The 22,336-nt window shown below is 69.2% G+C and carries 21 protein-coding genes; 10 read left to right on the forward strand and 11 right to left on the reverse strand.

Annotated elements, in window-relative coordinates:
* Positions 1–315 precede the first annotated feature (315 nt).
* From FHX33_RS13380 to FHX33_RS13405, 6 genes are read right to left on the reverse strand one after another with little or no spacing between them, the layout of a single operon-like run.
* Positions 316–1,146, reverse strand: coding sequence for a triose-phosphate isomerase family protein (locus FHX33_RS13380; protein WP_021757311.1), 831 nt, complete (start codon positions 1,144–1,146; stop codon positions 316–318).
* Positions 1,146–1,622, reverse strand: a complete 477-nt coding sequence (locus FHX33_RS13385) for a ribose-5-phosphate isomerase (RefSeq protein ID WP_021757309.1) — start codon at positions 1,620–1,622, stop codon at positions 1,146–1,148. Before FHX33_RS13385 ends, FHX33_RS13380 begins: the two co-directional genes overlap by 1 nt.
* Positions 1,615–2,577, reverse strand: a complete 963-nt coding sequence (locus tag FHX33_RS13390) for a ribose-phosphate diphosphokinase (protein WP_155828950.1) — start codon at positions 2,575–2,577, stop codon at positions 1,615–1,617. The genes FHX33_RS13385 and FHX33_RS13390 overlap by 8 nt, the downstream gene beginning before the upstream one ends.
* A 2-nt stretch (positions 2,578–2,579) precedes the next feature.
* Positions 2,580–3,500 (reverse strand): 6-phosphogluconolactonase, encoded by a 921-nt coding sequence (locus FHX33_RS13395; protein ID WP_021757305.1) that lies wholly within the window; start codon positions 3,498–3,500, stop codon positions 2,580–2,582.
* A 12-nt stretch (positions 3,501–3,512) separates the two neighbouring features.
* On the reverse strand, positions 3,513–4,514 hold the full coding sequence (locus tag FHX33_RS13400; protein WP_021757303.1) for a Gfo/Idh/MocA family protein: 1,002 nt from the start codon (positions 4,512–4,514) through the stop codon (positions 3,513–3,515).
* Complete coding sequence (locus FHX33_RS13405) at positions 4,511–5,365, reverse strand: PIG-L deacetylase family protein (RefSeq protein ID WP_021757301.1); 855 nt, start codon at positions 5,363–5,365, stop codon at positions 4,511–4,513. Before FHX33_RS13405 ends, FHX33_RS13400 begins: the two co-directional genes overlap by 4 nt.
* A 314-nt stretch (positions 5,366–5,679) precedes the next feature.
* On the opposite strand from FHX33_RS13405, the gene FHX33_RS13410 reads away from it, so the two are divergent.
* From FHX33_RS13410 to FHX33_RS13440, 7 genes are read left to right on the forward strand one after another with little or no spacing between them, the layout of a single operon-like run.
* Entirely contained in the window at positions 5,680–6,729 is a 1,050-nt protein-coding gene (locus tag FHX33_RS13410; protein ID WP_211235381.1) for an ABC transporter permease, read from the forward strand.
* Entirely contained in the window at positions 6,726–7,715 is a 990-nt protein-coding gene (locus FHX33_RS13415) for a sugar ABC transporter substrate-binding protein (RefSeq protein WP_021757297.1), read from the forward strand. Before FHX33_RS13410 ends, FHX33_RS13415 begins: the two co-directional genes overlap by 4 nt.
* A complete protein-coding gene (locus FHX33_RS13420; RefSeq protein WP_021757295.1) occupies positions 7,703–8,485 on the forward strand; it encodes an ATP-binding cassette domain-containing protein in 783 nt (260 codons plus the stop codon). Before FHX33_RS13415 ends, FHX33_RS13420 begins: the two co-directional genes overlap by 13 nt.
* Before the next feature lie 48 nt (positions 8,486–8,533).
* Positions 8,534–10,057 (forward strand): xylulokinase, encoded by a 1,524-nt coding sequence (locus FHX33_RS13425; protein WP_183428631.1) that lies wholly within the window; start codon positions 8,534–8,536, stop codon positions 10,055–10,057.
* Positions 10,054–11,511, forward strand: coding sequence for an NAD(P)/FAD-dependent oxidoreductase (locus tag FHX33_RS13430; protein ID WP_021764151.1), 1,458 nt, complete (start codon positions 10,054–10,056; stop codon positions 11,509–11,511). Before FHX33_RS13425 ends, FHX33_RS13430 begins: the two co-directional genes overlap by 4 nt.
* Positions 11,504–12,310, forward strand: coding sequence for an FAD-dependent oxidoreductase (locus tag FHX33_RS13435; protein WP_183428632.1), 807 nt, complete (start codon positions 11,504–11,506; stop codon positions 12,308–12,310). The genes FHX33_RS13430 and FHX33_RS13435 overlap by 8 nt, the downstream gene beginning before the upstream one ends.
* Positions 12,307–12,543 carry a hypothetical protein gene (locus FHX33_RS13440; protein WP_021765381.1) on the forward strand — a complete coding sequence of 79 codons (237 nt, stop codon included), beginning with the start codon at positions 12,307–12,309 and terminating at the stop codon, positions 12,541–12,543. The genes FHX33_RS13435 and FHX33_RS13440 overlap by 4 nt, the downstream gene beginning before the upstream one ends.
* 45 nt (positions 12,544–12,588) lie before the next feature.
* On the opposite strand, the gene FHX33_RS13445 is transcribed toward FHX33_RS13440, so the two are convergent.
* The 5 genes from FHX33_RS13445 to FHX33_RS13465 form a co-directional block, all read right to left on the reverse strand.
* Positions 12,589–13,374: a DeoR/GlpR family DNA-binding transcription regulator gene (locus FHX33_RS13445; protein WP_021765382.1), complete on the reverse strand. Its 786-nt coding sequence runs from the start codon at positions 13,372–13,374 to the stop codon at positions 12,589–12,591.
* An 82-nt stretch (positions 13,375–13,456) separates the two neighbouring features.
* The gene (locus FHX33_RS22165) at positions 13,457–14,179 is read right to left on the reverse strand and encodes a helix-turn-helix domain-containing protein (protein ID WP_211235432.1); all 723 of its coding nucleotides are present in this window, start codon (positions 14,177–14,179) and stop codon (positions 13,457–13,459) included.
* A gap of 328 nt (positions 14,180–14,507) precedes the next feature.
* Positions 14,508–15,500: an acetylxylan esterase gene (locus tag FHX33_RS13455; RefSeq protein WP_021765384.1), complete on the reverse strand. Its 993-nt coding sequence runs from the start codon at positions 15,498–15,500 to the stop codon at positions 14,508–14,510.
* Entirely contained in the window at positions 15,490–16,491 is a 1,002-nt protein-coding gene (locus tag FHX33_RS13460) for an aldo/keto reductase (protein WP_021765385.1), read from the reverse strand. Before FHX33_RS13460 ends, FHX33_RS13455 begins: the two co-directional genes overlap by 11 nt.
* Complete coding sequence (locus tag FHX33_RS13465) at positions 16,476–16,820, reverse strand: L-rhamnose mutarotase (protein ID WP_081704112.1); 345 nt, start codon at positions 16,818–16,820, stop codon at positions 16,476–16,478. The genes FHX33_RS13460 and FHX33_RS13465 overlap by 16 nt, the downstream gene beginning before the upstream one ends.
* A 151-nt stretch (positions 16,821–16,971) precedes the next feature.
* Between FHX33_RS13465 and FHX33_RS13470 the strand changes: the two genes are divergently transcribed.
* The 3 genes from FHX33_RS13470 to FHX33_RS13480 are packed head-to-tail and all read left to right on the forward strand — an operon-like array spanning position 16,972 to position 22,246.
* Positions 16,972–17,742 (forward strand): FadR/GntR family transcriptional regulator, encoded by a 771-nt coding sequence (locus FHX33_RS13470; protein ID WP_021765387.1) that lies wholly within the window; start codon positions 16,972–16,974, stop codon positions 17,740–17,742.
* A 29-nt stretch (positions 17,743–17,771) separates the two neighbouring features.
* Complete coding sequence (locus tag FHX33_RS13475) at positions 17,772–21,101, forward strand: discoidin domain-containing protein (RefSeq protein ID WP_021765388.1); 3,330 nt, start codon at positions 17,772–17,774, stop codon at positions 21,099–21,101.
* A gap of 47 nt (positions 21,102–21,148) precedes the next feature.
* Positions 21,149–22,246: an enolase C-terminal domain-like protein gene (locus FHX33_RS13480; protein WP_021765389.1), complete on the forward strand. Its 1,098-nt coding sequence runs from the start codon at positions 21,149–21,151 to the stop codon at positions 22,244–22,246.
* The last annotated feature ends 90 nt before the right edge of the window (positions 22,247–22,336 follow it).

A 22,336-nucleotide genomic window follows, 5' to 3' on the forward strand; every position in this document is an offset into this window, starting at 1 on the left:
GGCGAAGGTACGCCGGCGAAAATGACATCTCGAAACCCAGCAGTCTGAAGCTGCTTCAATCGCGAGGTGTCTCGATGCGGCAGTAGCCGCTCTACCCGATCGTTCGGGAATGTCGAGCACTCGGGTTACGTCGGATTGGTCCGCAACCCGGACTCGGTTAGTCCCGCCATCAATGAAACCAGGACCTGTCGGCCCCGACCCTGGCTACTTCACGGCTCGATGAAGGTCACCAATGCGGCGCCAAGGGATGGCTCATGCGGTGAGCGCCGACCTAGTCCACCGTCTGGGGCGGGCGAACCGGCGAGATCACCTACCTCATTTGCCGGTGCGCAAAGCAGCGGGCGAAGTAGCGACGGCGACTCCGGCCAGAGCGCCCGCTTCGTCGAGTACGGCGGCGACCGCGCGCGGATCGTGGGCAAAACGCCCGAGGAATACCCCGTCCACCGCCGCCGTTCGCTCGGCTAGCCTCGTCAGCAAGCCCGGCCCGGCGCTTCCGCCGTAGAGTAGCAGCTGCCGGTGGCCGGAGGTGCGACCCCACTCGGCAAGGGCATCCAGCACGGTGGCGATGTGCGCGGCCGGCGCCGGATCCTCCCGCCCAATGGCCCAGTGGGGCTCGTAGGCGATCAGCCAGGGAGACTCGCCACCAGGGCCGTCTGCGTCGGCGAACGCAGCCTCCGCCTGGGCGATGACCTCCAGTGCGGCGATGTGCGGGGAGACCTCCTCCGGCTCGCCGATGCAGATTAGCGGCTGGAGCCCGGCGCGGTGGGCTGCGGCGGCCTTAGCAGCGACGATCTCGTCCGTCTCGCCGAAGAGGCGGCGGCGCTCGGCGTGGCCGATCTCGACCAGCGAGCAGCCGACCTCCGCCAGCTGGCCCGCGCTCACCTCGCCGGTGAAGGCGCCGGAGTCCTGCCAGAAGACGTTCTGCGCTCCCAGACGCACGCCGCTGCCGCGCAGGGCTTCGCGCACGGCGGGAAGCGCTGGGAAGGAGGGCGCCGCGAAGACGTCCACGACCGCGGCGGCGGGATGACCGGAGACGATTCGCGCCAGCGAGGCGGCCCAGTCGACGGTCTCGGCCACGCTCAGGTAGAGTTTGAGGCTGATCCCGACGGTGAGCCGTCTCTCGTGCTCCGCCGCCGCCGCGGACATCAGGCGCCCGCCGCCGCGCGGTGCTCGAAGCGGTCGATCACGGCGACCTTCTCGGCGGACGGGCTGTCGGGGTCGAAGCGGTAGCCTAGCCACTCGCGCACGAGACGACGGGCGAGTTCGAGTCCGACGACGCGCTCACCAAGGCAGAGCACTTGGGCGTCGTTGGAGAGCACGGAGCGCTCGACTGAGAAGGAGTCGTGGGCGGTGACGGCGCGGATGCCGGGCACCTTGTTCGCCGAGATGGCGACGCCGAGGCCTGTGCCGCATACGAGTAGCGCCCGGTCGGCGCGACCGCTCGCCACGAGCTGGGCGGCCTCGATGGCGACGTCGGGGTAGGGCGTGTGTCCGTCCTCGCCGACGCCGACATCCGTCACCTCCGCGACGAGGGGGTTGGCCGCGAGGTCGGCCTTCAGGGCCTCCTTGTAGCGGAAGCCGGCGTCGTCGGAGCCGACGACGATGCGGAGCGGTTCAGGCATGGTCTCTCCTTTCGAGAGGTTCGTGGAACAGGCTGCTGACGGACTCGCCGCTGTGGATGCGGCGCACGGCCTCGGCGAAGGCCGGAGCGACCGAGATGACCGTGAGGCGGTCGTCGGCGAGCGACTGCGGCACCGTGTCGGTGGTCACCACCTCGGCCACCCGGCCGGTCGCCAGGATGCGCTCCAGCGCCCCGTTGGCGAACAGCCCGTGGGTGCAGGCGACGCGGATGCCCTTCGCGCCGCCGCGGTCGAGGAGGTCGATTACGGCGAGCACGGTACTGCCGTTGGCGATCTCGTCGTCCAGGACGATCACATCCCGGCCGGCCACCTCGCCGATGAGCGAGGTGATCTCGACCCGGTCGCCGTCGAGGCGCTGCTTGGCGCCGGCGGCGACCGGCGTGTCGAGCATGCGGGCGAAGGCTGTGGCGTTCTTGGCGTTGCCGAGGTCGGGGGAGACGACGGTCGTGGTGCTCAGGTCGCCCGTGCGGAAGTGGGCGGCGAGCTCGCTCAGCGCGTGCAGCTGGTCGGTCGGCACCCGGAAGAAGGCGTGCACCTGCGGCGCGTGCAGGGACATCGTGAGCACGCGATCCACCCCCGCCGTGGTCAGCAGGTCGGCCACCAGGCGGCCGCCGATCGAGATGCGCGGCGCATCCTTCTTGTCCGAGCGTGCGTAGGCGAAGTGGGGCATCACGGCGGTGACCCGCGCGGCGGAGGCGCCCTTGGCGGCATCCACCATCAGCAGGAGCTCCATCAGGTTCTCCTGCACCGGCGCCACCAGGGGCTGCACGAGGTACACGTCGCGTTCGCGGCAGTTCTCGAGCAGCTGCACCTGGAGGCAGTCGTTGGCGAAGCGCTGCAGGCGGCTGCGGCCGAGGCGGAGGCCCAGCCGCGCGCACATGGCCTCGGCGAAGCCGACCCCGGCGCTGCCCGCGAACACCTCCACCGAACCGGGCACGGTCACGCCATCGAGATCACGACGTCGTCCGCGACGGCGCCGAGGATCGTGTAGTCGGTCGGCCGAAGCTGCAAGAGCGTTCCCGGCACGAACTCGCTGACCGGGCCGAAGGCCACGAGCCGGGCGATGAAACGCTGCCAGGAGGCGCCCGCGCCGAGGTCGCCGTCCAGCCAGAACGAGCGGTGCCGCGCGCCGAGGATCTCGCGCGGACCGATGGTGTTGGCCTTCGGGGGCACCCACGACCAGTCGCTGGAGAACGAGTGCAGCGCGTTCTGCATGATGGTCATCGGGTGCAGCTCCACCAGGCGGGCGCCGGCCCGCTGGTAGGCCTCCAGGTCGCCGGCGTACTCGTGGCCGAGCTGCGGCTCCCAGAAGGCGATGTGCCCGCCCCAGCCGATGCCGCCGTAGCAGACGTCGGCGCCGCCCAGGGCGGCGATCGCGTCGCTGTAGCCGTCGATCGCGTCCGTCGTCGGGAAGTGGATCTGCTCCGCGGGCGGGCGCAGCTCCGGGTCGATCAGATCGAAGAAGTTCGCGAACATCGCGGCCTGGAACGATCCCGCCCAGCTCAGCGGCGCCGTCTCGCCGTCCTCGTTGGCGTACTCGTCCATGTTGAAGGTGTGCACGTGGGCGAGGGAGATGCGCTCCCGGTTGATGCGCTCGGCGGCCATCGCGTAGTGCGGCACCGGGCCGCAGGGCAGGATGGCGACGTGGCGGCGGCCCTCGTCGCGCGCGGCGACGATGCGGTCGACGATGTCGTCGGCGAACGCGCGGTAGAAAGCCGTGCGGTCGTCCTCCACCGAGATGTGGAAGTCGGGGTTCGGATGCCGGGTGAGGTCCTCGCGGCGGATGCCGCGGACACGTTCGCACGCCTCCACGTCGCGGAACTCGACGAAGGCGGCGGGGGAGTAGCGGAAGTCGGTCATGGGCTTCTTTCGTCAGCGCACCGCGAAGGCGGTGCTCTCGGCGGCCGAGCGGTGGGCGAGCTCCACGGCACGGGTGATCAGGGCGCCGTGCCGGGCGTCCGGCCCGACCGGCTTTCCGGCGATCAGTCCCCGCGCCCAGGAGCGCACCATCCACGCGGCCATGCTCTGCTCGTGGCCGTCGATGTCCTCGGGGAGGAGGCCGACCGAGGTGTACCTCTCGGCGGTGGCGGCGTGCACGCCTTGGTCGCTGTTGTCGATGCTGAACGACCCGCGCGTGCCGGTGACGTCCACGCGGAAGTCGACGATCGACGGGCGTCCCTCGGGCAGCACCCACTCGGTGCGGAGGTTCGCGACGGCGGACCCACCGAGCTCGAAGAGGGCGTGCACCGCATCCCAGGTGTCGATCCCGCGGGCGGCGAGCTCGCCGCGGCGGCCGCGCGCGACCACCGTCTGCGGGTCGGCGCCGACGATCCACGTGGCGAGATCCAGCACGTGGGGCATGAGGAACCAGGCGGGCGAGCTGGAGGCGGCCCACGAGAGCATCTGAGTCGGCACGAAGTACGTGTTCGAGAGCACTGCCGTCACCGACACGATGTCGCCGAGCTCGCCCGCCTCCACCGCGCGGCGGAGTTTGCGGAAGGCCGGGTTCCAGCGGTTCTCGAAGGCGACGAAGCAGCTCACGCCGGCCGCCTCGACCGCGGCGACGATCGCCTCGGCGTCCTCTGCGGAGGTCGCGATGGGCTTCTCGATCATCAGCTGCAGCCCGGCGGCGGCCGCGTCGACGGCGACGGCGCGGTGCGCGAAGTCGGGGGTCGCGACGATGAGCGCATCCAGGCCGCGGGCGATGAGCTCGCCGTGGGAGTCGAGGATGGGGCCGCCGTAGACGGCTGCGGCCCGCTCGCGGGCGCCGGCCGAGGGGTCGCACATCCCGACGACCTCGACTCCGGGCTCGCCGGCCAGAGCGCGGGCGAAGAGCTGGCCGCGGATGCCGCAGCCGGCGATGCCGATCCTCATCGTGCGCTCCTGTCCTCGCGGGTGTACGGGTGAGCGGTCAGGCCGCGCTCGTAGTCCTCGTCGACGAACGACACTTCGGCCAACGCGTCGGCCAGGGGGTCGGCGCCGGCGGTGCCGAAGCCGATGTGCGAGTGCCGGCGCCAGCCCTCGGCGAACTCGTAGCGGCCGGACTGGCGGCCGACGGTGCGGGCGACGTCGTCCATCTCGGCCGTGAACGAGCCGAAGCCCTGGGTGTCGTCGAGCCACTGCGCCTGGGTGCGGTGGCGGGAGAGGGCGTCGCGCTTGCGATCCTGCACGGCGGTCGTGTCCACGTAGAGGCCGGGGTAGACGAGCCGGCGGAGCCCGTCGTGCAGACCGTGCGGCTGGGCGTGGTAGACGGTCACGTCCTCCATGTAGGCGGGCAGCGGCGGCGTCGACTGGAAGTTCGGCATGTTGCGGTTGAAGGCCGCGCTCGCCGTGATGCGAGAGGTCTCGATGTGGTCGTCCATGTAGTCGTCGGGCGCCTGGGTGAGGATCACCGACGGCCGCACCTCCCGCAGCACCGCCGTGATCCGGCGGACGAGGTCGACCGAGTACACGATCTCGATGTCGTTGACGATGCTCGGATGCCACACGGCGCCGAGCGCCTCCGCCCCGGCCTGCGCCTCGCCGGCGCGCAGCTGGACGATTTCCTCCATGCGGTGGGTGGTGCTGCCGACGTAGCCGTTGGCGACGGTCATGTAGTGGGTCTCCCAGCCGCGGTCGGCGAGGAGGGCGAGTGTGCCGCCCATCATGAACTCGATGTCGTCGGCGTGGGCGGCGATCGCGAACGCGACGGGCCGCGTGCGCTGCTCGGTCTGGGGGTCTGCCATGCCAGTGTCCTCTCGATCTTTGAAACAGAAGATTACGTGAAAATCGCGCTCAGCGTGTTAATTTCTGATGTCGACAGTTAAATGGCTGATCAATATAGCTATTGAGGATACTGATAGCTGGGAGTGGCGAGGGATCACCTTGCCGGAAGCGCACAGAATTGCAGGACTGCACGGGATGCCGAGGCTAGTCGAAACACAATCTTTACAATCCTTTTGTTGACTTATCAGCGCATTTGGTAGTTGTGTTTCCTTCAACCCTTGCGGGCCCTCATCGCCGAAGGCCCGAGCTCCTGCCCGAATCGAAGGATGTGGACATGGCTACACACTCACCAGCGATGCGCGACGGCATCGCCTCGACGGCTGCCGGACAGGCTGCCGATCCGAGGCGGCTGCGCGCGTTCGTCTCCCGACATCGGCGCGACTTCGCGCTGCCTGCGGTCCTGCTCGCCGAGATCGTCCTGTGGTCGATCCTCGCGCCGTCGTTCCTCACGCAGGCGAACCTGATCAATATCATTCGCGCGTCGTCGACCGTCGGGATCATGGCAGTCGGCATGACATTCGTCATCCTGACCGCGGGCATCGACCTCTCGGTCGGCAGCCTGGTCAGCTTCGCGGGCATGGCGTGCGCGACGACAGCAGCACTCGGCGGCAACGCCCTGGCGATAATCGTGGTGGCGCTGGTGATCGGCGTCGTCTCCGGCCTCGTCAACGGCGTGTTCGTCGCGAAGTTCCACGTGCCGCCGCTGATCACGACCCTCGGCATGATGTACGTGCTGATCGCCGCAGCGCAGCTGTGGAACAACGGCGGCCCGCTGCCGATGCACGACCCCTTCATCATCTGGCTGGGTTCCGGCTACCTCGGCCCGGTGCCGATCCCCGTCGTCGTGCTGATCGTGGTCCTCGCGATCGGGTACTGGATCCTCAACCAGACCCGCTTCGGCCGTCACGTGTACGCCGTCGGCGGGGGCCCGGAGGCGGCGAAGCTCTCCGGCATCCGCATCGACCGCGTGCTGATCGGCGTGTACGTGCTCTCCGGGGTGCTCGCGGCCGTCGCCTCCATCCTCTACACGGGGCGGCTCGCCACCGCGAGCCCGCTGACCGGCCAGGGCCTCGAGCTCCAGGTCATCGCGGCAGTTGTCGTCGGCGGCGCCAGCCTCTTCGGAGGCCGCGGCAACCTCCGCGACACCTTCCTCGGTGTGCTGATCCTCACCGTGCTCCAAACCGGTCTCAACCTGATCGGCGTCTCCGGCTTCTGGCAGACGATGGCCCTAGGCATCGCCCTGCTCGTCGCCGTCCTCCTCTCCCCCGAAGCTTCCTTCCAGAAGACGATCACATCCCTGTTCACCAGAAAGGTCCCCCGATGAGCACGAAGAAGTCCCTCAGCCGACCCCTCGCCCTGGCGAGCGGCGCCATCATCGCCCTCGCCGCCCTCGCCGCCTGCTCCGCGGGTGGTGCCGGCTCCGCCGACGGCGGCCTGACGATCGGCCACAGCTACCAGAACCTCGACAACCAGTTCTTCTCCGACGAGCTGGCCGCCGAGAAATCCCTGGGCAAGACGCAGGGCGTGACGATCGTCGACACGCAGGCCTCCGACAACCCGGCGACCCAGCTCGACAACGTCAACACCCTGATAGCCCGCGGTGTCGACATACTCGCCATCGACGCCATCGACCCGCAGGCGATCGTGCCGGCCCTCGACGCCGCGAAGGCGGCCAACATCCCCGTCATCAGCCTCATCGCCAAGCCGGCCTCCGGCGAGTACCGCTCGCTGATCTACCTCGACAGCGTCAAAGACGGCTTCAACGCCTGCACCGCGCTGGCCAAGGCGCTGAACGGCAAGGGCAAGGTCATCAACCTGACCGGGCCGCTCCAGATCCTCGCGGCCAAGGAGCGCGCGGAAGGCTGCGACCAGGCGCTCAAGAAGTTCCCGGACATCACGGTCGTTGCCGAAGTCAACACCGACTACACCCTCCGCGACGCCGAGCAGAAGATGACAGACACCCTCCAGGCCAAGGGCGAGGTCGACGGCGTGTTCGGCGGCAACGACGATGTCGCGCTCGGCGCCATCCGCGCGATGGTCTCGGCCGGACAGGACCCGACCAAGAAGGTCATCATCGGCGTCGACGGCACCGAGGCCGCGCTCCAGGCGATCTGCAAGGGCCAGATGTACCAAACGATGGCCACCTTCCCGAAGGCCGAGGCCGAGATCGTGCTGAAGACTGCCAAGGACATCAAGGCGGGCAAGGACGTCCCGAAGAAGGTCCTCTTCCCGGCCGAGCCGGTCAACCGCGACAACCTGACCGACATGGCCAAGAAGGCCGGCGTGACCCTGAGCGGGTGCGTCTCGTGACCGCGGCCACCGCGACCGACAACGCTCTAGAGGTGCGCGACGTCGTCAAACGGTTCGGCGGCGTCGTGGCCCTCGGTGGGGTCTCGATGACGGTGCCGCGCGGGCAGATCACCGCCCTCGTCGGCGACAACGGCGCCGGCAAGTCCACGCTCGTGCGCTGCCTCTCGGGCGTGCACGCGCCCGACGAGGGTCAGGTACTGGTCGCCGGCGAGCCTGCCGTGTTCGGCAGCCCGCTGGGCGCCCGCGGATACGGCATCGAGACGGTGTTCCAGGAGCTCGCCCTGGCGGACAACCTGGACGTCTCGGCCAACATCTTCCTCGGGCGAGAGTTGCGCCACGGTCTCGGCGGCCTCTATCGGCTCAAGAAAAAGGAGATGGCGCGGCGTTCGGAGGAGCTGCTGCAGCGCTACGCCATCAACATGCCCTCCGCCCACGCCCCGGTGCGCCGCCTTTCCGGCGGCCAGCGCCAGGGAGTCGCGATCGCCCGCGCCGTCGGCACCGGCCACACGAAGGCCGTGCTGATGGACGAGCCCACCGCAGCCCTCGGCGTGCAGGAGACCGCGAAGGTGCTCGGGATCGTCAGGACGCTCGCCGACTCCGGTCTCGGCGTCCTGCTGATCAGCCACAACATGCAGCAGGTCATCGACACGGCCGACCAGGTGTTCGTGCTCCGCGGCGGCCGCATGGTCGCCGGGATGCGCACCGCCGACACCTCGACCCAGGAGCTGGTGCACTACATCACCACGGGCGTCGGCCTGAGCGAGAAGTAACAGAAATTCTGTTATTATTAACATCCAGGTTGTGAAGAAGGAGTGGGGATGAGGGCATCCGGCGAAGCCGCGGTCATCGGCGTCGACCTCGGCACGAGCAGCACCAAAGCCGTGCTCATGACGGCCGACGGCCGTTCGCACGGCGAGGCGCGAGCCGAGTACCGGATGCACTCGCCCCACTCCGGCTGGAACGAGAACGACCCCGACGACTGGCGCGCCGCCTTCGTCGAGGTCGTCTCGCGGCTCGGTCGCGAGGCCGCCGGGCTGGGCCTCAGCGTCGCCGGCATCGGGCTGGTCGCCCAGCGCGACCCGTTCGTGCTGCTCGACGCCGACGGCCGCCCGCTTCGCCGCGCGATCAGCTGGACCGACCAGCGCGCCCGGGCGCAGACCCGGCGGCTGCGCGAGCGCCACGGCGATGCACGGCTGGTGGAGCTCACCGGCACCCGGCCGATCGTCGGCCTCGGTCTCGGCAACCTGCTCTGGAGCAAGGATGAGGAACCCGATGTCTGGGCGCGCACCGAGCGGGCCGTCTCGCCCAAGGACTACGTGCTCGGCACGTTCGGCGCTCGCGCCGAGACCGACATCACCACCCCGACCAGGGCTCTCGCCTACGACATCGCCGCGGGCGAGTGGAGCCGCGAGATCCTCGACCCCGAGGGCGTCCCCGCCTCCCTCTTCGACGCCGCGACCCTGCGGCCCTGGGAGGAGTGGGGCCGCCTGTGCCCGCGCGACGCCGAGCTCCTCGGCGTCCCCGCGGACACCATCCTCGCGGCGGGCGGCGCCGACGACCAGGCCGCGACGCTCGGCGGCGGCGCGGTCGCACCGGGCGACATCTGCCTCGGCACGGGAACCTGCAGCGACTGGCGGCTCGTGCTGCCGCGCTACGCCCCGGACGCGACGGGCACCGGCGACACGGCGCCGCACGTCGCCCCGGACACCTTCGTGCGCGAGGTCACCATCGACAGTGCCGGGTCGGCGCTGCGCTGGTTCCGCACCGCGATCTGCCCCGGCCTCGACTACGCGGAGATCATCGAGCTCGCCTCCCTGGCGCCGCGAGGCAGCGCCGGCGTGCGCTTCTACCCGTTCGTAGACGGCGCCCAGCGCGCTCCCTATTACTTGGACGAGTCCTCCGGCGTGTTCTTCGGCATCACGAGCCACCACGGGCGGGAGCACCTGGCCCGGGCCGTGTTGGAGGGCATCGCCTTCCTGTACCCGCGCACCCGGGAGCTGCTGGTACAGGGGCAGGAGGTGGAGGCCTCGGATGCGCCGCTGACCATCGTCGACGGCGAGGCGGTCAGCGCGCCCTGGAACGCCATGAAGGCCGACATCCTGGACCACCCCCTGCGCGCCACCGAGGTGACCGGGGCCGCCGCCGTCGGGGGCGCGGTGCTCGCCGCCGTCGCGGCCGGCTGGTTCGCCTCGCCGGCGGAGGCCGCCGCGAGCATGGTGCGCACGCGCGCCGCGGTGGAGCCCGATCCCGCGGGCGTCGCCGAATACGCGGACATCCGCGCCGACTACCTCGCGACGTTCGATGCGATCGCGGGCGCCTTCACGAGAGGAGAGCAGCGATGACCACCCCACGAGGCCGCGTCGATCAGGCGGCGATCGGCGGTGAGAGCTTCGACGTCGTCATCATCGGCGCCGGCGTGATCGGCACGGCGATCGCCTCGGCCCTCGCCCGCACCAACGCCTCGGTGTGCGTGCTGGAGGCAGCATCCGATGTCGCCGAGGGCGCCAGCAAGGCGAATGCGGGCATCACCAGCTCCTACTACTCGGCCAAGGGCACGCTCGACTGTGAGCTGCTCAACGAATCCAATGACGACTGGGAAGACCTGTGCGAGCGGCTGCGGGTGCCCTATGACCGGATCGGCGCGCTCACCGTCGCGCTCGACCCCGAGGGCCTCGCCGCCCTCGACGACCTCGAGCGCGACGTGCGCGAGGCCGGGGTGAAGGTCGAGCGGCTGACCGGCGACCAGGCCCGCGAGCTGGAGCCGCTGCTCACCGACGCCTGCGTCGGCGCCGTCTTCTACCCGGACGAGGGCATCATCGACCCGATGCGGCTCACCTGGGCCTACGCCGAGCTCGCCGGGCGGAACGGCGCGGCCTTCGTCTTTGACGCTCCCGTGCTCGGCTTCGAGACGGACGAGCGCGGGGCGCTGACCGCCGCGGTCACTCCGCACGGGAGTGTCCGCGGCCGGTACTTCATCAACGCCGCCGGTCTCCAGTCCGGCGCGATCAGCGAGCTCGCCGGCGGCGAGACGATCCGCATGTGGCCGCGCCGCGGGCAGTACTGGATCCTCGATCGCGACTTCGGCGAGACCGTCTCGCGCATCGTGCTCCCCATCCCCACCGCGACCACCCGCGGCATCGAGATCGCCCCGACCACCAACGGCAGCGTCCTCCTCGGGCCGGATGCCGTCGAGGGCGGTTCCCCCGACGACACCGAGACCGACAGGGCCGGCCTCGCCACCGTGTTCGAGCTCACGCGCAAGCTCATCCCCACCGTCTCGCTCGACCGGGCCATCAAGTCGTACGCCGGCAACCGGCCCGCCTCCGACGAGCCGATCCGGGTGCGGCCCGACCGGCAGGTGCCGAACTTCGTGCACGCGGGCAACCGCTCCACCGGCGTCTCGACCTCGCCCGCGATCGCGCGGCGCATCACGGCCATCCTCGGCGGCCTCGGCCTGGATGTGCGGGAACGCTCGGACGCGCTCGACCGGCTCGGCATCCCGCCGCGGCTCCGCGAGCTGTCGCACCCCGAGGCCCGCGAGGCCGCCGACCCGACCGAGGAGCTCGTGGTCTGCCTGTGCGAGCAGGTCACGGCCGCCGAGATCGACCACGCGGTGCATGCGTGCGTGCCCGCCGTCTCCGTCGAGGGCGTCCGCAAGCGCACGCGGGCGACCGGCGGACGCTGCCAGGGCTCCCTGTGCATGGCCGGTGTCATCTTCATGTGCGCGAACGCCCGCGAGGTGGCCCCGGCCGCTGTCGGCATGGGCGCCGGATCGGGGGTGGTGGGCGTTGACTGAGCGCATCGTCGTCGTCGGCGCCGGGCTGAGCGGCCTCCTCGTCGCCGCCGGGCACGCCCGGCGCGGAGCCTCCGTCACGCTCGTCGAGCGGCTTCCCGCCGTCGGCGGCGTGTGGGGCTTCGACCACCCGGATGTCGTGGCCGCGGCCGAGGAGTGCCGCCGCGCAGGCGTGAAGTTCTTCCTCGGCGCCAGTGCCATCCGCTGGCGGGACCACCGCCTGCTCATCGTCGGCCCGGGCGCGGTGCGCTGGCTGGACGCGGACCTGCTCGTCTTCGCGGGCGGCAACCGGCCACCGACCGCCGCCGAGCTCGGCATCGCGGGCGGGCGGCTCGCGGGCGTCTTCGCCGGAACGGTCGCCCACCACCTGCTCGATGCGGGCGTCGTCCTCGGCCACAAGCCCGTGGTCGTCGGCACGCGCGAAGAGGCCGCGATCATCCTGCCGCACCTCGCCGAGCACGGTCACGTCACGGTCGTCGGCGGCACGGCGCCCACCGGCGACGGGCTCGCCTCCCGCCTCGACTGGTGGCCCGGATACCGGCCGCTGCGGCTGCACGGGACGGACCGGGTCGACCAGCTCGACATCGGCCGCGGGGATGCCGTCGTGCCGCTCTACTGCGACGCGGTCATCCTCGCGGGGCCGGCGCTGCCGCTTCGCAACATCGACGGAGCCGTCCGCGACGACAGCGAGGGCGTCGTCTTCGTCCAGCCCCTCGACCCGACCCTGGACGCGGCGGGCGTCGCCCGCGCCGTCCACCCGACCGCCCCGGTTCCCCCACCGCAAGGAGAGCTCGTCCCGTGATCATCAACTCGCCCGTCGGCCGCTTCCCGTTCAGCGTCGACTCCGTCCGCATCCGCCGCCGCCGCATCCTGCTGCGCGGCAGCATGGGCACGTGGCCCGCCACCGTCGAGGCCACCGCGGCCGACATCCCGCCCGTCCTCGCGCGAGTCTCGCCGGGGCTCATCCTGGTGCTGGTCGCCGCGGCCATCGTGCTCGTCGGCGTCGGGGTGGTGCTCGGGGCGCTGCTGTTCTGACGGACGCGCGGGCGCTCAGCCCACGGGGACTCAGCCCGGGAGCGCTCAGCCGACCGGGATGACCGACACCGGCACGCCCCGGTCGAGCACGTGGGCGAGGCCCGTCTGGTCCGCCCCGCTGTCGGTCAGCACCAGCTCGAAGTCCTCCACCGGCGCCAGGCTGTGGGTCGCGCGGCGTCCCAGCTTGCTGTGGTCGGCGACCAGCACCTTGCGGGCGCTGGAGGCCATCATCGCGCGCTTGGTCGCGACCATGTCCTCCTCCTGGTGGAGGGCGACGCCGTCGCTGATCGCCGACGGGCAGAGGAAGAGCAGGTCGGCCCGCAGCTGACCGATCATGTCGGCGGCGAGCAGGCCGCCCAGGCTGTCGTAGTGCCGGCGGTAGCTGCCGCCGATCGCGACCAGGTTGATGTCGCGCACCTGCGAGAGCTCGGTGATCGCCGGGAGGAAGGTGGTCATCACCGTCAGCGGCGTCCGCTCGTGCAGCCGCGAGATGAGCGGGATGAGTGTCGTGCCGTCGTCGATGATCAGCGACATCCCCGGCTCGACCATCTGCAGGCACGCGTCCGAGAGCGCGGCCTTCTCGGCGCGGAAGACGTGGGAGCGGTACTCCAGGCTGCTCTCGAAGATGGAGGAGGGCTGGGCTGTGATGCCCCCGCGCACGCGGTGCACGATCCCGAGCTCGGCCAGCCGGTCCGCATCCCGGTAGGCGGTCATCTGGCTCACGTTCAGCCGTTCGGCGAGCTCGGCGATGCTCAGCTGGCCTTCGGTGATCACGAGCTGCGCCATCGCCTGCTGACGGGTCGTCACCGACGAGCGGGGGGAATCGGCCATGCCTGCTCCTAACAGATCGAATGGTGAGAGTATCGCCGAAGATGTGGTTTCTACGATAGTCCCCACGCGAGCAAGAAGGGGCTCAGGAGAAGTAGGCGCCCGGCGTCTGCCCGGTCGTGCGGTGGAACGCCGCGATGAAGGCGCTCGGCGTGCTGTAGCCGACGAGGTACGACGCCTGCGAGACGGTGCTCCCCTCTGCCAGCAGGCCGACGGCGGATTTCAGGCGCGCGTGCGTCTTCCACGTGCTGAACGGCAGTCCGGTCTCGCGCAGGAACACCCGCAGCAGTGTGCGCGAACTGGCCCCGACCTCGCGCCCGTGCTCCTCCAGCGTGCGCGGGTCGGCCGGATCGGCCAGGATGCGACGCGCGACGGCCAGCGCGCGCTCGTCGGCCGGGAGTGGCACCGTGATGGTCGAGGTCTCGGCCGGCGCGAGCACATCCAACAGCACGGCCTCCGCCCGGGCGCGCGGCTCTGGGGCGAGCGGCTGCCGCAGGTGCGCGATCAGGTGGCGGGTGAGCGGGGTCATCCGCACGGCGGTGGGGCTCTCCCAGCCGCGGGTCGTGCGTGCGGGGTCGAGGTAGATGCCCTCCATCACCGATTCGCGCAGGGCGAGCGGGGTGTGCAGCACGCCCGCCGGCACCCAGAGCGCCAGGGTGGTCGGCAGCATCCAGTACCGGTCGAGGATCTCGACGGCGAGGATGCCGTCCGGCGTCCACACGAGCTGGTGGTCGTCGTGCGCGGGTGGGGCGAACGCCTCGCCGCGTTGCATCTCGAAGCGTTCGAGCTCGATCACCCTCGTGGACACGGCGACCTTTCGGATGCGGTGACGCGCCGGGTGCGTCGATGGCGGATTCACGATATTGGTTGTCATGTACGCGAGCGACGACGAAGTGGTGATGTGAATAACGCCATGCATCCTGGGACGCCACGATGAATCTGGGCGGCGGGGAAGCTGCCGGCAAGAGAAGTGATGAGCTCGTGCCGCTGCCCGCTGCCCGCTGCCCGCTGCCGCTGCCGGAGCCTTTGAACAACCGGAAGCCGAGTCCGAGCATCGCGATCGAGGCGGCGATCTCCCGGGCGGCGGGTCCCCCGCCTGGCACGCAGGATGGGCAGCGGGCGTAATGCTTAGTGAACTAACTAAGTATTTGCGCCAGCATTTGCGGAGAATGCGCCCAGCTCCCGAGCGTCCGGAGGGCCGACAGATCGTCGTCGATGCCGCCGCCTTCGTGGCCGCTGTAGCGCCACACGTCGAGTGTTTTCGGGCCGGCGTAGGCGGCATGGGCCGAGTAGACGGTGGAGGGTGGGCACACCGGGTCCATGAGGCCGACGCTAAAGAGGGCCGGCACGCGTGCCCGGCGCGCGAAGTTGACACCGTCGAAGTAGGCGAGGGTCTCCAGCGCGGCAGCATCCTGATCGCGGTAGATGCGCAGGTAGTCGATCAGCTCGCGGTAAGGGTGGGCGTCGGTGATGCGAATCGCGCGCGGGATGTCACAAAGGAAAGGCACCCTCGCGATCAGGCCGCAGACCCGGTCGGAGAGGCCCGTCGCGGCCAGGGCGATGCCCCCGCCCTGGCTCGTTCCGAGAGCGTAGGCGCGACTGGGGTCGACGCCCGGCAACTCGGGCAAGGTGTCGAACGCGCGGACAGCGTCGATGAAGACCCGGCGGTAGTAGTAGGTGTCGCGGTCGCGAATGCCTTTGGTGAGCATCCCGGGCATATGGGGGGCCGAAGGCGCGGGGTCAGCGGTGTCGCTCGTCCATCCCGACCAGGACTGCCCGCGGGTGTCGAGCTCCAAATGCGCGTACCCGGCTGAGGCCCAGAGTAGGTTCTGCTCCGGGCGACCGCGGCCCTTGCCATAGCCATCGAACTCGACGACCATTGGCAGGTTTCCGTCGCGCTGTTTCGGCAGCCGCAGCCACGCGGCGACCCTGTCTCCGTCGGCGCCGGTGAAACGGAGGTCGTAGACCTCGAGCGTTTGCAGGGAACACGTGACCGGCTGGATGCTCGTGTCCAGTGACCGTGAGCGCGCTTCCGTCAGGGTCTGCGACCAGAACTCGTCGAAGTCGCCCGGGTCGGCGACCGCGGAGCGGTAGGCGACGAGCTGGTCTTCGGGGAGGTCAGCGTGCACCGGCGTGCCCTTCGATGAGCCGTCTGAGGGCGGCGGCGCCGAGCAAGCCCTCGGCAGCCAGGTCAAGCCAGAGCGTTCGCGACGGGGGGTCATCGTGGAGGGCGTTGTCGGCACGGACCTCCTCGGGGCTCGCGGCGCCGATCGCGATTGCGCCGATGGCGGGGTGCGCGGCAGCGAAGGCCAGCGCCGCTGCTGGGAGGGTCGTACCGTGGCGCTGGCATATCGCGGCGATTGCCCTGGCCCGCGCGAGCAGCAGAGGATCGGCGCGGGCGTACTCGAAGGTCGCCGACTCGGGAGGGGTGTTCGTGGCCAGGATGCCGCTATTGAAAACGCCGACGTTGACAGCGGTGACACCTTTCGTCGCGCAGGCGGGGAGCAACCGGTCATCGGCCGACTGGTCGAGCAGTGTGTAGCGGCCAGCGGTCATGACGAGATCGAGATCGGCGGAATCGATCAGGTGCTCGAGCGCGTCGAGGTCGCGCGTTCCGGCCCCGACTGCGCCGACGATCCCTTGATGCTGGAGGCGGCGCAGGGCGGGGACGGCCTCGCTTACTGCTCGGTCGAGGTGATCGCTCGGGTCGTGGAGGAGCACGATGTCCACCCGCTCGACCCCAAGGCGGTCCATGCTGCCCGCCAGCGTCTTTTCGACGCCCTCGGCGCTGAAGTCCCAGATCCGCCGGTGACTGGCGGGTACCTCGAAGCCTTCGTCGTCGCGCACGTCGGAAAGGGGCAGCGGCTCCAGTCGTCTCCCGACCTTGGTGCTCAGCAAGTATTCGTCGCGTGGCTTGCCGCGGAGGAAGGAACCGAGCCGCCGCTCCGAGAGCCCGAGCCCGTAGTGTGGAGCCGTGTCGAACCAGCGCACGCCTGCGGCCCAAGCTGCTTCGAGCGTTGCCTCCGCATCCTCGTCCGACATCGCGCGGAAGAGATTGCCGAGGGGGGCGCAGCCGAGGCCGAACGGCCCGGCGCCGAGCGCTGTCAGCGGACGGGCCACGAGAAGTCCCAAATGAGCGCGCCAGCCTGCTCCGGCGCGGTCGGCTCCTCGCCTGCGATCAGGTAAGGGGCAACCTGGCGCTGCCAAGCAACATTCACGGGATGCAGGTCAAGGCGCTCCTTCAGCGCCGTGCGATCGGCGACGACACGGTGGGTGAGGACATCGCACCGCACGAAGATCTGCCAGGAGACGACGCCACTCTCGCCCATCACCTGGTGGACCTGGGCCGGGATGGCGCGATGGAAACGTTCGTAGGGCGCCGCCATTCCGGGAGCGAGTCGCGTGCGGAACTCGAACGACTCCGTCGCTCCAGCTGTCTCCGTTGTCATGCGAGTCACTCTACAAGAATCAGATCTATTCACTCAAACCGGGGCGAAACGGCCATTCTCCGCGCAGTCTTGCCGAATAGATTGCATCTATCTAGAGATGTGTCATACTTATCCGGAAGTTACCGCTGATCATCGACCAAAGGAGGCTGAGGTGAACAGCAGCGCACGCCGCTCAGAGCAGGGCCAGGAGAGCGGCGATGGGCGTTACCGTCCGGGCTACGAGCTCGTCGCGGAGCAGCTGCTGCAGTACATCGCGGAGCAGAACCTCCGCCCGGGCGACCGGCTGCCCACCGAGCAGGGCCTCGCCGAGATCCTCGATGCGACCCGCAATGTGACGCGCGAGGCGGTGAAGGTGCTCGCGGCCATCGGCCGGCTGAGCGTCCGCAAGGGCGCCGGTATCTTCGTTGCGGCCCCGGCCACGAACTTCGGAGCCGACGAGCTCGAGCACTTCCAGCCCACCGACATGGAGCAGGTGCTGATGCTCCTCGACTACCGGCGGCTGATCGAGTCGGAGACGGCACGCCGCGCCGCGACACTGGCGACCCCGGTGCAGGTGCGGGCGATCCGCGAGGCCGCGGAAGAGTCCGCCATCGCCGGCGCCTCGGACGCGGCAGAAGCATTCGCCGACGCCGACGCGATCTTCCACCGCGCCGTGGCGATCGCCTCCCAGAACGTCTTCCTCCAGGCGAGCGTTAGCAACGTCCGCCGCTACATCGCCCAAAGCGATGTGTTGCTCTTCCACGGCGATGCGCCGGGCTCCCTCAAGGTCGCCGGCGACCAGCACGTGGCGATCGCGGAGGCGGTCGCGAACGGCGACATGGACAGAGCGGTCGACCTCATGGTCGAGCACATCGACACGACCCAGCACCAGTTCGAGCGGAAGATCCGCGACAGGATCTTCACCGCCAACAACCCCACATAACCGGCCCCTCTCAAGAGAAGGAAATTCCGATGTCGAAGTTTCCGCGGTACCCCCATGCCAAAAACAGGCCAGGCTTTCGTGCCCGCACTGTCACGGCGACCGCCGTCGCACTGCTGACCGGCGCAGCGCTGGCCCTCGTCCCGGTGTCCGCACAGGCGGCGCCCGCGGCCGCAGTGGCTCACGCCTCCCTCAAGCTGCCGCCCGTCTCGATCTACGTCGCTCCGACGGGCAACGGTGTCCAGCTCGGCACCAAGGCGCACCCGTTCCGCTCGCTGGAGGCCGCGCGCACCGCTGCGCGCCTGATCAACGCGCCGGGGCTCACCGATGTGAACGTCGTGCTTGCCGACGGCACGTACAAGATCGACAAAACCTTCGCCCTGAACAGCACCGACTCGGGCCGCGGCGGTCACACTGTCACCTACGAGGCGGCGCCCGGAGCGCACCCTGTGATCAGCGGCGGCAAGGACATCACCGGCTGGAAGCTCTCCGACGCCACGCACGGCATCTATAAGGTGCACGTCGGGAACATCGACACCCGCCAACTCTACGTGGACGGCGAACTCGAGACGCGTGCCCGCGGTGGCAACAACCCGCCCGGGTTCTCGAAGACCGCCACCGGCTACACAATCACGGACACCAGCCTGGACGCGCTGAAGAACCAGAGCGCCATCGAGGTGGTCAGCAAGTGGGGCTGGATGGAGTACCGATGCCCGGTGCAGTCGATCGTGGGCACCGCGGTGACGATGCAGCAGCCGTGCTGGCACAACGCCAACCTGCACGAGGGCCAGGAGATCCAGAACCCGACCTGGCTGGAGAACGCGTACGAGTTCCTCGACACCCCGGGTGAGTGGTACCTCGACAACACCGCGGGCGACCTCTACTACATGCCCAAGCAGGGTCAAGACCTGAGCAAGGCGACCGTCACCGTTCCGATGGTCCAGGACCTCGTCGACCTGAACGGCACGATCGACAAGCCGGTCTCCAACGTCGCCTTCCAGGGCATCACCTTCTCGTACTCGACATGGCTCGCACCGAGCTCGGCCGACGGCATGGTCGAGGGCCAGGCCGGATTCCGGATCACCGGGTCCAACTACCCGACCTTCGACTCCTCGCGCCTCTACTGGCAGAAGACGCCCGGAGCGGTCAACGTCAGCTACGGGCACAACATCTCGTTCACGGGGAACCGCTTCACCAAGCTCGGCGCCGTTGGCCTGAACCTCAACACCGGCACGCAGGGCACGAACATCGTCGGGAACGTCTTCACCGACGTGGCCGCCACGGGCATCCAGATCGGCGGGGTCGAGGTCATCGACCACCATCCGACCGACCTGCGCTCGGTCACCAAGAACACGCTCGTGAGCAACAACGTCGTCACGAACGTCGCGACCGGCTACAACGGCTCGCTCGGTATTCTGGCCGGTTATACCGACAGCACCACCATCGAGCACAACCGCGTATACAACCTCCCGTACAGCGGCATTTCGGTCGGGTGGGGCTGGGGGCTCACCGACAAGGGCGGCGACAGCAACTACCCTGGCAACTCGGGCGTCCCGGTCTACGACACCCCGACCACGAGCCGCAAGACGATCGTGCGGGACAACTCCATCAGCGACATCATGAAGTCCCAGGCCGACGGCGGTGCGATCTACACGCTGAGCGCGAGCCCCGACAGCGAGGTCTCCGGCAACCTGATCACCGACGTGCCCGAGCCCGCCTACGGCGCGATCTACCAGGACGAGGGCAGCCGCTACTGGCACACGACCAACAACGCATTCTGCAACATCGCCTACCAGTGGCTCCTGCTGAACCACGGCATGGACATCATCGCCGACCGTAACTTTACGACCAAGCCGCAGTACAGTGCGCAGTTCAACAGCACCAACGACACGATCACGAACAACGTGACCGTCGACAGCTGCGCCCAGCTGCCCGCCAGCATCGTGGACAACGCCGGTCTCCAGCCCGCCTACCGCGGCCTCGACCCCCAGCCCGCGCCGACGGACACCACGGCGCCCACCGCGCCGGGAGCCCCGACGGGGGCGGCCAACTTCCCAAGCGTCGCCGAGCTCAGCTGGCCAGCGGCGACCGACGACACCGGCGTGACCGGCTACTCGGTCTTCGCCAACGGCACGCTGGTCTCAGCTACCGGCGGCACCTCGGCGCGCATAACTGGCCTGACCGCGGGCGCTGCCTACAAGTTCACGGTCACGGCACGGGATGCCGCCGGCAACGAGTCGAAGCCGAGCCCGGCCTTCACCCTCACTACACCGAGCGGCAGCGACCTCGCCGTCGGAAAGCCCGTCACCGCATCCAGCGACTCGGAGACGAACTACCCGAAGAACGCCGTCGACGGGGACCTGTCGACCCGATGGGCGCAGGGCCTCGGGCTACCGGACCCCTCTTGGATCCAGGTTGACCTCGGCAAGAGCTATGACATCTCGGGCGTGATCACCACCTTCGAAAAGGCCAGCGGTTACAAGTACAAGATTGAGGCGTCGAACGACGAGCTGACCTGGCGGACGATCGAGGACCACACCGGCACGAACACGACGGCGGCGACGAACTACACGGAGCCGGCATCCCCTGTCGCCGGCCGGTTCGTCCGGCTGACGATCACCGGCACGAGCGGCAACGGCGGCTCAATCTATGAGCTCGAGGTTTACGGTGCACCGGCGCCGAGCGGGGACACGACACCGCCGAGCACACCAGCCGCGCCGACCGCCTCGGTGCAGCTGCCAACCTTGCTCGACCTATCATGGCCGGCCTCCACCGACGACACCGGAGTCACCGGTTACGCGGTGTACGACGGAACCACGCAGATCGCCCTCACCACCGCGACCACCCTGCGCGTCGGCGGTCTGACCCCCGGCTCGTCGCACAGTTACACCGTCGTCGCCCGGGATGCCTCAGGCAACCAGTCCGCTCAGAGCTCCGCGGCAGCCGTCACACTGCCGGCCGATAGCGACCTCGCGAAAGGTAAGCCGGTCACGGTGTCCTCGTTCTCGGAGCCCAACCTCCCCGAGCTCGCGGTCGACGGCGACCTCTCCACACGGTGGGCGCAGGGCCTCGGACTGCCCGATCCGTCCTGGATCCAAGTCGACCTCGGCGCGGTGACGAGCATCAAGAGCGCCGTGACCACATTCGAACTGCCGAGCGGATACCAGTACCTCCTCGAATACTCGACCGACGGCACGAACTGGTCGACGCTCGAGGACCACCGCGCTGCGCGCACCACCGACCGGACGAACTACTCGTTCCTCGCCCAACCTGTGGACGCCCGCTATGTGCGCCTCACCGTCACCGGTTCCAGTGGGAACGGCGGCAGCATCTACGAACTCCAGGTCTACGGCGGCTTCTAAGCCGCAGCAGACCACCGATCCGAAATCACCGAACGAAGAAAGCAGTCATGAAGATCACGCACGTCGAATCCATCCGGGTTCATGTCCCCGCCGCCAACCCCCCGTTCAAATGGCGGGATGGCCTGGCCGGGAGTGCCCCCGCGGGCGACGGCGCTGTGCTGCGGATCGGGACGGACGAAGGCGCAGAAGGTATCGCGTTCTTCGCCCGCCCCGGCGCGGCGGTGATGCTCGATGACTTGGTTGAGCGTGTGTTCCGTCCGGAACTGGTCGGCCAGGACCCTCTGCAGCGGGAATGGCTTTGGCATCGGATCTGGGAGTTGGACCGAATCCACGAGTTGCCGCTGCCGACGCTTGGTCTGGTCGACACCGCGCTATGGGATCTGGCGGGCCGGATGCAGGGTCTGCCGACGTGGAAGGTGCTCGGCGGCTACCGAACGAGCCTGCCCGCGTATGCATCCACATCCACTTTTGCCAGCGTTGAAGAGTTCCTCGACGTGGCCGACCAGTGTCTCGCCCTCGGCTACCAGGGCATCAAACTGCATGCCTGGGGGGATGCGCGTCGAGACGCGAAACTTGCCATCGCGCTCCGCGATCACGTCGGCGACGATGTCCCGCTGATGTACGACGGCTCGGCAGGGTTCGATCTGCCAGACGCGATCCACGTCGGACGTGCGCTCGCTGACGCAGGCTACCTCTGGTACGAGGAACCGATGCGCGAGTTCAGCATCACCGCGTACGCCGGGCTCGCGAAGGCGGTCGACGTGCCCCTCCTTGTGGCGGAGACGTCCGACGGCGCGCACATGAACTCCGCCGACTTCATCGCCGCGGGCGCCGCGACCTTCGGGGTGCGGGCGAGCACGAACCTCCGCGGGGGTATTACGGGAGCCATGCGTACCGCCCACCTAGCAGACGCCTTCCGGCTCCGAGCGGAGGTCCACGGCTCGGACCTCCCGACCCACCATCTGTGCATGGCGATTCCCAACACGACTTACTACGAATCTCTTGTCACGGCGACAACGGTCGTCCGCGAAAAGTACGTCGATGAGAACGGCCTTCTCCACGCACCCACCGAGCCCGGCATCGCACTACCTGCCGGTCTCGACTACCCGGCGGCCCTTCACCCGTTCATCGGAACGGCCGCCTGAGTCCGCACCGCAATGAAACCCAACCCAACCCCAGCATCAAGAAAGGCAAGACAATGAAGTCGCCACGACTTTATCGCCCCGGCCGTCGCG

Source organism: Leifsonia aquatica (assembly GCF_014190775.1).
GTDB lineage: Bacteria > Actinomycetota > Actinomycetes > Actinomycetales > Microbacteriaceae > Leifsonia > Leifsonia aquatica.